Here is a 9,727-nt window from a genome sequence, read left to right as displayed (position 1 = left end):
CCGATGGCGTCCCGCAGCTTCACGTCGATCTTGGGGCCGTAGAAGGCCCCGTCCCCCGCGTTGATCACGAAGGGGATCTCCTCGTCCTTCAGCGCCTGCTCCAGGGCGTTGGTGGCCAGCTCCCAGTTCTCGTCGGAGCCGATCGACTTTTCGGGCCGGGTGCTGATCTCCATGTGGTAGGAGAAGCCGAAGACGGCCATCACGTCCTTGACCAGGGCGATCACCCCCCGGATCTCGGCGTTGAGGTGCTCGGGGGCGCAGATGATGTGGGCGTCGTCCTGGGTGAAGCCGCGCACCCGCAGCAGGCCGTGCAAAACCCCCGCCCGCTCGTGGCGGTACACCGTGCCCAGCTCGAAGTAGCGGATGGGCAGGTCGCGGTAGGAGCGGATCTGGCTCTTGTAGATCAGCATGTGGGCCAGGCAGTTCATGGGCTTGATGCCGTACTTCACCTCGTCGATCTCGGTGAAGTACATGTTCTCGCGGTAGTTGTCGTAGTGGCCCGAGCGCTGCCAGAGCTCCTCCCGCAGGATGCGGGGCCCGAAGACGATCTGGTAGCCGCGCCTGAGGTGCTCGCGCCGCTCGAACTCCTCCAGCAGGTAGCGCAGCAGCCCGCCCTTGGGGTGCCAGATGACCATCCCCGGGCCGACCTCGTCGGCGAAGGAGAAGAGGTCCAGGTCCCTGCCGATCTTGCGGTGGTCGCGCTTCTTCGCCTCCTCGAGGCGGTGCAGGTAGGCCTCGAGCGCCGCCTTGTCGGGGAAGCTGGTGCCGTAGATGCGCTGGAGCATGCGGTTGCGCTCGTCCCCGCGCCAGTAGGCCCCGGCCACCGAGAGCAGCTTGAAGGCCTTGATCTTGCCGGTCGAGGTCAGGTGCGGCCCGCGGCAGAGGTCGGTGAACCCGCCCTGGCGGTAGATCGACACGGTCGGGTCCTGGATCGCCTCGATGAGCTCGGCCTTGTAGACCTCGCCCTTGCCCCGGAAGTCGGCCAGCGCCGCGTCGCGCGCGACCTCGCTGCGCACGAACGGCACGTTGGCCTTGACGATCTCGGCCATGCGTTTCTCGATGCGCTCGAGGTCCTCGGGCGTGAAGGGTTTCTCGACGTCGAAGTCGTAATAGAAGCCGTCGGCGATCGCGGGCCCGATCGCGAACTTCACGCCGGGGAAGAGGTCGGCCACCGCCTCGGCCATGAGGTGCGCGCTGGAGTGGCGGAAGACGTCGCGCCCCTCGGGGGAGTCGAAGCCGACGCCCTCCACGCGCGCGTCGGCCGCCAGCGGCGCGCTCAGGTCGACGAGCCGGCCGTCGACGCGCGCCGCGACCAGCGCCCCGCGGACGCCGTCGAGGTGCCCCTGGAGCGCCTTGCCGGCGGCGGTGCCCGCCGGGACTTCAGCCCGCGAGCCGTCGGGAAAGGAAACGGTTATGGTTGCCATCGTGGCGGGGTCCTGCCGCTGGCCGGGGATCAGGCGATCGCCGGGGGGCGGCGCGCGCAAACGGCGGCTGGGCCGGAGACCCGATGCCCTGCCTGCGCGCCTGGGCTGCTATCCATTCCCCCTCGGTGCCGCGTGTCAGAAACTGGTAGGGACGGGCGGTCTTGAACCGCCGACCTCTTGCGTGTCAAGCAAGCGCTCTCCCCCTGAGCTACGCCCCTACGCCTCACTTCCGTCAAAGTGGGGATTGTTGTTGTTTTCCGTCCCCTTGTCAAGTGAAAAGCTGTCGCGCCGCACCCGAAAAGGGGATAGATTTATTTTCCTCTTCGGGGGAACGTCGAGCGGCCCGCAAGCGACACGGAAAAATAGATCTGTCCCCGTTTCCGCGTTTCAGGGATACACGACCCTGACGAGGTACAGCCCTTGGGGCGGGGCGGACCTTCCAGCGCGGGTCCGGTCGCGGGCCTCCAGGATGGCGGAGAATTCATCTGTGGAAAATTTGCCCCGACCGACTTCGACCAGCGTCCCGACGATGTTGCGCACCATGTGGCGGAGGAATCCGTCAGCGGTCAGCTCGAAGGTGATGATTCCACCATCGGAGGAGATGCTGATGTTCTTCATCACCCTGACGGGGCTCGATGCAGCGCATCCTGCAGCGCGAAATGATGAAAAGTCTTTTTTGCCAACCAGATAGGACGATGCACTTCTGATTGATTCCACATTGATATCAACAGGCACCTGCCACGAACGGTTGTGCTCGAACGGCTGCTTTGCCCTGGTGTTCAGAACACGGTACCGGTACGTCTTTTCCACGGCGGAGAACTGTGCGTCGAACGCGGGTTCAACCTCGTCGGCGGCGAGCACGGCGACCTCCGGGGGAAGCATGCTGTTGAGAGCGGGGACATAGGCCTCCGGCGGCATGCGCGAAGCGGTGTGGAAATTGGCGACCTGGCCGAGCGCGTGCACGCCCGCGTCGGTTCGGCCCGACCCCTTGACCTTGGTCGCGTGCCCGGTGATGCGCCCGAGGGCGTCCTCGAGGACCGACTGGATCGTGGGGCCCTGCGGCTGGACCTGCCAGCCGAGGAAGGGCGTGCCGTCGTAGGCCAGCAGGAGGCGGATGTTGCGCGCACGCGGGGTGGCGTCGGCGGTGTCCGGCACGATGACCTCGTCAGCAGTTCCCATTTCGGCCTCGGCGCCACTATAATCCGCCGGCCCCGGGGAGAACAATGAGCAGGCGCATCGAGGACTACGATTTCCACCTGCCGCAGGAGCTGATCGCGCAGACGCCGGCGAGGCGCAGGGACGCGGCGCGCCTGCTTGTGCTCGATCGCGGCACGGGGGCGATCGGGCACGAGCGCTTCTCGCGCCTTCCCGCGCTGCTGCGCCGGGGCGACCTTCTCGTCCTGAACGACTCCGCGGTGCGGCAGGCGCGCCTCTTCGGGCGCAAGGCGGGGACGGGGGGGCGCATCGAGGCGCTGCTGCTGGCGCCGGCGGGGCAGGGGCGCTGGCGGGCGCTCGTGCGGGGCGCGAGCCGGCCGGGCACGGTGCTGGAGTTCGCGCGGGGCGCCGTGCGCGCCACGCTCGAGGGCGTGGACGAAGCCGGGGAGGGACTGCTCGCCTTCGCGGAGCCCGACGGCGGAGAGCGCGCGATGGCCCTGGCGGGCTACCCGCCCCTGCCGCCGTACATCCGCCGCCGCGAGGAGGAGGCGCGCCGCCGGCGGCGGGCGGACCGGGCGCGCTACCAGACGGTCTTCGCGGCCGAGCCGGGCTCCGTCGCGGCGCCCACCGCGGGCCTCCACTTCACCGGCGCGCTCTTCGGGCGCCTGGCGCGCGCGGGGGTGAATACGGCTTTCGTGACCCTTGACGTCGGCCCCGGGACCTTCCGCCCCATCCGGCACGACGACATCGCCGGGCACCGCATCGAGGCCGAGCGGGCCGAGGTGACGGCGGAGACGGCGGCCGCGATCGCGGTGACGCGCGCCCGTGGAGGGCGGGTCGTCGCCGTGGGGACGACCGTGACGCGGACGCTGGAGGCGTTCGCGGACGGAAAGGGCGGCGTCGCCCCGGGCACCCGGGCGGTGGACCTTTACATCCGCCCGGGGCACCGCTTCCGGGCCGTCGACGCCCTGATCACGAACTTCCACCTGCCGAAGTCCAGCCTCTTCGTGCTCGCCGCGGCGTTCGCCGGCCGCGAACGCCTGCTGGCGGCCTACGCGGAGGCGATCCGCGAGCGCTACCGCTTCTACAGCTACGGCGACGCCATGCTTATTCGGTGAATCGACCGGGCCGCTTCCGCGCGCTTTCGCGCCCCGGCGGCGGTGCGGTCGTTGCCCCCGCGCGCAGTTGTGCCGCGTGTGGGGGTGGTGCGGCGCGCCCGAGCCCGCTGCCTTGCCGGGACGCGAAATCGGAGCGGAATCGGCCCGGTCGCCCCGGGTCACGGCGCGTTCTGCGAACCTGTCTGGCGGGTTCGTCTGATATCATCCGCGCGATGGCTGACTTCCGCTTCGAGCTGATCTCCGGCGGCGCGTCCGGGCCCCGCCTCGGGCGCGTGCACACGGCTCACGGCGCGTTCGACACGCCCGCGTTCCTTCCCGTCGGGACCTACGGCGCCGTCAAGACCGTCACCCCGGAGGAGGTGCGCGACTGCGGGGCGCAGGCGATCCTCGCGAACACCTACCACCTGCACCTGCGCCCTGGCGAGGAGCAGGTGCGCGCCCTCGGCGGACTGCACCGCTTCACGCACTGGGACGGTCCGATCCTCACCGACAGCGGCGGCTTCCAGGTCTTCAGCCTCAGCGAGCTGCGCACGGTGACCCCCGAGGGGGTGCACTTTCGCTCGCACCTCGACGGGTCCATGCGCTTTCTCTCGCCGGAGTCGGCGGTCGCGATCCAGGAGGCGCTGGGCTCGGACATCATGATGGTGCTCGACGAGTGCCTGCCGTACCCGGCCACGCGCGAGCAGGCCGAGCGATCGCTCGAGCTGACGCGCGCCTGGGCGGCCCGCTGCAAGGCGGCGTGGCGCGGCGCGAACGCGCTCTTCGGCATCGTCCAGGGCGGCGCCTGGCCCGAGCTGCGGCTGCGCTCGCTCGAGGGGCTGCTCGCGATCGACTTCCCCGGCTACGCGCTCGGCGGCTTCTCCGTCGGCGAGCCCCCGGCGATGATGTACGACCTCGTCGGCGCGACCGCGCCGCACCTTCCGGCCGGGCGCCCGCGCTACCTCATGGGGGTCGGCACGCCGGTCGATCTCGTGGAGTGCGTCGACCGCGGCATCGACTTCTTCGACTGCGTGATGCCGACGCGCAACGCCCGCAACGGCACGCTCTTCACGGCCGCCGGGCCCGTGAACATCCGCAACGCCGCGCACGCCGGCGACGCCGCCCCGATCGAGGCGGACTGCCCCTGCGCGACCTGCCGCTCGTACAGCCGCGCCTACCTGCGGCACCTGGCGCTCTCGCGCGAGACGCTCGGTTTGCGGTTGAACACGATCCACAACCTGTCGTATTATCAACGGCTCATGGCGGGCGCACGCGCGGCGGTGGCGGCCGGCCGGTGGCGGGAGTTCCGCGACGCGTTCCGCGCGGGGCACGCCGCACAAGCGTAGGGAAACGGGGCAGGGAAGGGAGAGCGTATGTCGACAGCGATCGTGAGCGTGGCCAGCGCCTGGGCACAGCAGGCGGCCGGCGCGCCGCAGCAGCAGGGGCCGGGTGGACTCGTGGGGTTCCTCCTCGGGCCGTTCGGAATGATGATCATCATCTTCGCGATCATCTACCTGCTCATCATGCGGCCGCAGCAGAAGAAGCAGAAGCAGCAGCAGGAGATGCTGCGCAACCTGCAGCGGGGCGACAAGGTGCTCACCCAGGCCGGGATCTACGGCACGATTGTCGAGCTCAACGAGAAGGCCGTTGTGCTGCAGGTTGACGACGAGAAGCGGGTCCGGCTCAAGATCAGCCGCTGGTCGGTCGCCGACAAGGTCACCGAGGACATCGGGGTCTAGCGGGCGGCCCGGGCGCGGCTCGGGTTCTTCCAGGGGGGAGTGAGGATGCCGAAGGCGTTGAGAATGCGGTTCTGGATCATCGTGGCCACGCTGGTGGCGGGTGCGCTCTGCCTGGCGCCGACGCTGCTCGGCGAGATGCCGGCCTGGTGGACCAAGGTGGTGCCGGTGCAGAGGCTCCGGCTCGGGCTGGACCTCAAGGGCGGCGTGCACCTGGTCCTCGGCGTGGAGATCGACAAGGCGGTCGAGAACGCGACCGAGCGCGTCGCCAACGAGCTGCGCGACACCTTCCGGCGCAAGCGCCTGGGCGTCGGCACCGTGCGGCGCGAGGGGTTGACGACGATCGTGCTCGTGCCGTCCCCCGAGAGCTCGCGCGACAAGATCAGGGTCGAGCTCGACGAGTACCCCACGTTCCAGATCGACAAGGACGCGGCCGACGAGATCCGGCTGACGATGCGCTCGGCCGAGGTCGACCGCATCCGCACCTTCGCCGTCGACCAGGGGCTCGAGACCATCCGCAACCGCATCGACCAGTTCGGCGTCTCGGAGACGACGGTCGTCAAGCAGGGGACCAACCGCATCCTGGTGGAGCTGCCCGGCGTGAGCGACCCGCGCCGCGCCATCGAGCTGATCGGCAAGACCGCGCTGCTGGAGTTCAAGCTGCTGGACGAGACCAACAGCCTCGAGGAGGCGCTCAAGGGCAACGTCCCGCCGGGGAGCCAGATCCTCTACCAGCAGGACAAGGACCCGTCGACCGGCCGCACCAGCCGCACGCCGTACCTGGTGCAGAAGCGGGTGATCCTGACCGGGACCGACCTCAACGACGCCAAGGTCGACCTCTCCGGCTCCTCGGGCAAGGGCCCGGCGGTCTCGATGAGCTTCAACAACCGCGGCGCGCGCACCTTCGCCCTCGTCACCGAGGAGAACGTCGGCAAGCGCCTGGCGATCGTGCTCGACGACAACGTCTACTCGGCGCCGGTGATCCAGGAGAAGATCACGGGCGGCCGCGCCCAGATCACGGGGCGCTTCACGGTCGAGGAGGCGACCGACCTGGCGATCGTCCTGCGGGCGGGCAGCCTGCCGGCCCCGGTCGAGATCCTCGAGAACCGCAGCGTCGGCCCCTCCCTCGGCGCGGACCTGATCCGCAAGGGCATCATCTCGACGGTGGTCGGCTGCCTGCTGGTCATGGTCTTCATGGCCATCTACTACGGCCTCTCGGGCCTCGTCGCGGACTTCGCGCTGCTGGTCAACCTCACGCTGCTGCTGGCCTCGCTGGCGGCGCTGCGCGCCTCGCTGACCATGCCCGGCATCGCCGGCATCGTGCTGACGCTCGGCATCGCGGTCGACGCGAACGTGCTGATCTTCGAGCGCATCCGCGAGGAGCTGCGCGGCGGGCGCGCGATCCGCGCGGCCATCGAGACCGGCTATGCCCGGGCCTTCGTCACGATCCTCGACACCCACGTGACGGCGATGCTCACGGCCGTGGTGCTCTACTTCGCCGGCTCCGGTCCGGTCAAGGGCTTCGGCGTGACGCTCTTCGTCGGCCTGGCGATCAGCCTCTTCACGGCGGTCGTCGTCACGCGCGTGATCTTCGACTGGGTCACCATGACCCGCAAGATCACGAAGCTCAGCATCTAACGCGCGGCAACCGCGGGGAGACACAAACGGCATGAGCATGCACTGGATCAAGCCTGACACCAAGATCCCCTTCGTCCGGATCATGAAATACACGACGGGCCTCGTGTCCATCACGGCGATCCTGCTCGCGGTGCTGGCGCTGGTGCGCCACGGCGGCCTGATCTACGGGATCGACTTCAAGGGCGGCAGCAACGTCGAGCTGAAGTTCAAGCAGCCGGTCGAGATCGACGCGGTGCGCGGCGGGCTCGACACGGTCGGTCTCGGCAAGAGCGAGATCAAGTACTTCGGCGACCGCCAGTCGGTGCTGCTGGCCACCGAGATGTCGACGACCGACGTCAAGGGCGTCGAGGCCGAGGTGCGCAAGGCCCTCGACGGGAAGTTCGGGGCGGGCGCCTACGAGATCCAGCGCGTGGAGATGGTCGGGCCGAAAGTCGGCGCCGACCTGCGGGCGCAGGCCTTCTGGGCCGTGATGGTCTCGCTCGTGCTCATCCTCGGCTACATCACCTGGCGCTTCGAGTTCAAGTTCGCCCTCGGCGCCATCGTCGCCACGACCCACGACGTGGTCATCGCGCTCGGGCTCTTCACGCTGCTCGGCAAGACCTTCACCCTGCCGGTGCTGGCCGCGATCCTGACGATCGCCGGCTACTCGACGAACGACACGATCGTCGTCTTCGACCGGATCCGGGAGAACCTGCGCCGCGGCGCGCGCCAGACGCTCGGCGACACGATCGACCTCTCCATCAACGAGACGCTCAGCCGGACGGTCCTGACGGCGCTGACCGTGGTCATCGTGCTGGTGGCGCTCTACGTCTACGGCGGGGAGATCATCCGCGACTTCGCCTGGGTGATGCTGCTCGGGGTGCTCATCGGGACCTACTCCTCGATCTTCGTCGCCAGCCCGATCGTCCTCCTCTGGCAGGGCAAGGGCATCCGCCTGCGCAAGTAGGACGCGACGCGTGGCCGGCGGCGTCCGCGCGGCCCCGCCCCCGCCCCGCGGCCTGCTCTCGCGGGTTGCCATCGTCCTCGTCGAGCCCCGCGAACCGGGGAACATCGGCGCGGCGGCGCGGGCGATGGCCAACATGGGGCTCTCGCGCCTCGTGCTCGTGCGGCCCGTCGACTTCCTCGTCCCCGACGCCTATCGGATGGCGCTGGCCGCCAAGCCGATCCTCGAGGGCGCTGTCGTCGCCGACGACCTTGGCGCGGCTCTTGCGGGCTTCGGCTTCGTCGCCGGGACGACGCGCCGCGGCGGCTCGGGCCGGCGCGGCAGGGTGACGCCGCGCGCGCTCGCCGCGGAAGTGTGCGGACTCGAGGGGAGCGACGAAGCCGCGCTGCTCTTCGGGCGCGAGGACAGCGGGCTGACGAACGAGGAGCTGCAGTACTGCCAGCGCCTCGTGACCATCCCCTCGAGCGCGGGGTTCGGCTCGCTCAACCTTGCCCAGTCGGTCCTCGTCCTCGCCTACGAGCTCTTCCTCGCCACCGGCGCGGCGGACGGCCCGCCTTCGGGGCGCCGCCGGGCGACGACCGTGGAGCTCGAGAGCCTGTACGGGCACATGGAGCGCGTGCTCCTCGAGATCGGCTACCTGCACGCCGACAACCCGGCGCGGATGATGCGCGTCTTCCGGCGGCTGATCGGGCGCGCCGGGCCGGACGAGCGCGAGGTGCGCGCCCTGCGGGGGATCTTCAGACAGGTCGGCTGGTACGCGGGGCGGCGGGGCGAGCGGCCGGCGCCGGCGGAGCCCGGCGCTGATGATTGACAGGACGGAATGGCCGTCGGTAGACTCCCCCGCCGTTGCGGGACGGGAGGACGGACGAGCATGAACCGGGGAGTGGTGGCAGTGGCCGCGGGCGTGGCCCTTCTCGCCGCGGCGTTCGTTCCGGCCCCCGTCTCGGCGGCGAAGCGCGGCGACATCGTGCCGCAGTTCAAGGCGGTCGATCTGGAGGGTCGTCCGGTCAACCTCGGCGAGATCGTGGCGCGCCGCCGCGTCGCAGTCTTCTTCTGGGACTGGCGGCGGGCGACCTCGACGCGGGCGATGCAGGCGCTGGACCGGCTGCAGGCGACGTATCGGGACAAGGGGCTGGACGTGCTCGCCGTCGAGGGCGAAGGGACGTCTGCCGAGCAGGTGGCCGAGCGGGTGGAGAAGCTCCGCGCGATCGGGATCCGCCAGGGGTACACCGTCGTCCCGGACCCCGGGGGACGCATTGCGCGGCAGTTCGGCCTCACGGGGACGCCGCAGGTGTTCCTGATAGACGGCGCCGGCAGGGTCTACGCGCACTTCGAGTCCGTGCGCGCCGAGGACGACCCCGTGATCGAGAAGCACGTGCGGGAGTTGCTGTGCCGAGGTCGCCGCCAAGGGCGGCTCGGTCGTCTCCCAGGTCGTCTCCACCATGCAGGAGATCAACTCGTCTTCCAAGAAGATCGCCGACATCATCGGCGTCATCGACGGCATCGCCTTCCAGACCAACATCCTCGCCCTCAACGCCGCCGTCGAGGCCGCCCGCGCCGGCGAGCAGGGCCGGGGTTTCGCCGTCGTCGCCGGCGAGGTCCGCAACCTCGCCCAGCGCTCGGCCGAGGCGGCCAAGGAGATCAAGGCGCTGATCGGCACCTCGGTCGACAAGGTCGAGTCCGGCTCCAAGCTGGTGGCCGATGCCGGCCAGACGATGAACGAGATCGTCGCCT

General features: G+C 69.8%; 8 protein-coding genes, 1 tRNA gene and 1 pseudogene. 7 read left to right on the top strand and 3 right to left on the bottom strand.

From position 1 onward, the window contains the following. From thrS to truA, 3 genes are all read right to left on the bottom strand, one after another. A partial coding sequence (gene thrS / locus VI078_07110; protein HEY5999058.1) for a threonine--tRNA ligase occupies positions 1-1,424 on the bottom strand: 1,424 nt, incomplete at its 3' end. A 143-nt stretch (positions 1,425-1,567) separates the two neighbouring features. Continuing rightward, positions 1,568-1,642 (bottom strand) — tRNA-Val (locus VI078_07105). A gap of 169 nt (positions 1,643-1,811) precedes the next feature. Continuing rightward, positions 1,812-2,603: a tRNA pseudouridine(38-40) synthase TruA gene (gene truA, locus VI078_07100; GenBank protein ID HEY5999057.1), complete on the bottom strand. Its 792-nt coding sequence runs from the start codon at positions 2,601-2,603 to the stop codon at positions 1,812-1,814. A 44-nt stretch (positions 2,604-2,647) separates the two neighbouring features. On the opposite strand from truA, the gene queA reads away from it, so the two are divergent. The 7 genes and pseudogenes from queA (at position 2,648) to VI078_07065 (ending at position 9,727) form a co-directional block, all read left to right on the top strand. Then, positions 2,648-3,697, top strand: coding sequence for a tRNA preQ1(34) S-adenosylmethionine ribosyltransferase-isomerase QueA (queA, locus tag VI078_07095; protein ID HEY5999056.1), 1,050 nt, complete (start codon positions 2,648-2,650; stop codon positions 3,695-3,697). Positions 3,698-3,909: 212 nt separating this feature from the next. Further along, complete coding sequence (gene tgt, locus VI078_07090) at positions 3,910-5,022, top strand: tRNA guanosine(34) transglycosylase Tgt (GenBank protein HEY5999055.1); 1,113 nt, start codon at positions 3,910-3,912, stop codon at positions 5,020-5,022. A 27-nt stretch (positions 5,023-5,049) separates the two neighbouring features. Further along, positions 5,050-5,415, top strand: coding sequence for a preprotein translocase subunit YajC (gene yajC / locus VI078_07085; GenBank protein HEY5999054.1), 366 nt, complete (start codon positions 5,050-5,052; stop codon positions 5,413-5,415). A gap of 63 nt (positions 5,416-5,478) precedes the next feature. Next, positions 5,479-7,050, top strand: a complete 1,572-nt coding sequence (gene secD / locus VI078_07080; GenBank protein ID HEY5999053.1) for a protein translocase subunit SecD — start codon at positions 5,479-5,481, stop codon at positions 7,048-7,050. Positions 7,051-7,081: 31 nt separating this feature from the next. Further along, positions 7,082-7,996 carry a protein translocase subunit SecF gene (gene secF, locus VI078_07075; protein HEY5999052.1) on the top strand — a complete coding sequence of 305 codons (915 nt, stop codon included), beginning with the start codon at positions 7,082-7,084 and terminating at the stop codon, positions 7,994-7,996. A 10-nt stretch (positions 7,997-8,006) separates the two neighbouring features. Then, complete coding sequence (locus VI078_07070) at positions 8,007-8,804, top strand: RNA methyltransferase (GenBank protein HEY5999051.1); 798 nt, start codon at positions 8,007-8,009, stop codon at positions 8,802-8,804. Positions 8,805-9,384: 580 nt separating this feature from the next. Continuing rightward, positions 9,385-9,727, top strand: a pseudogene (locus VI078_07065) (methyl-accepting chemotaxis protein).

It is taken from the genome of bacterium, from assembly GCA_036524115.1.
In the GTDB taxonomy this organism is placed as follows: domain Bacteria; phylum JAUVQV01; class JAUVQV01; order JAUVQV01; family DATDCY01; genus DATDCY01.
This window is presented reverse-complemented; position numbering and strand designations above follow the sequence as displayed.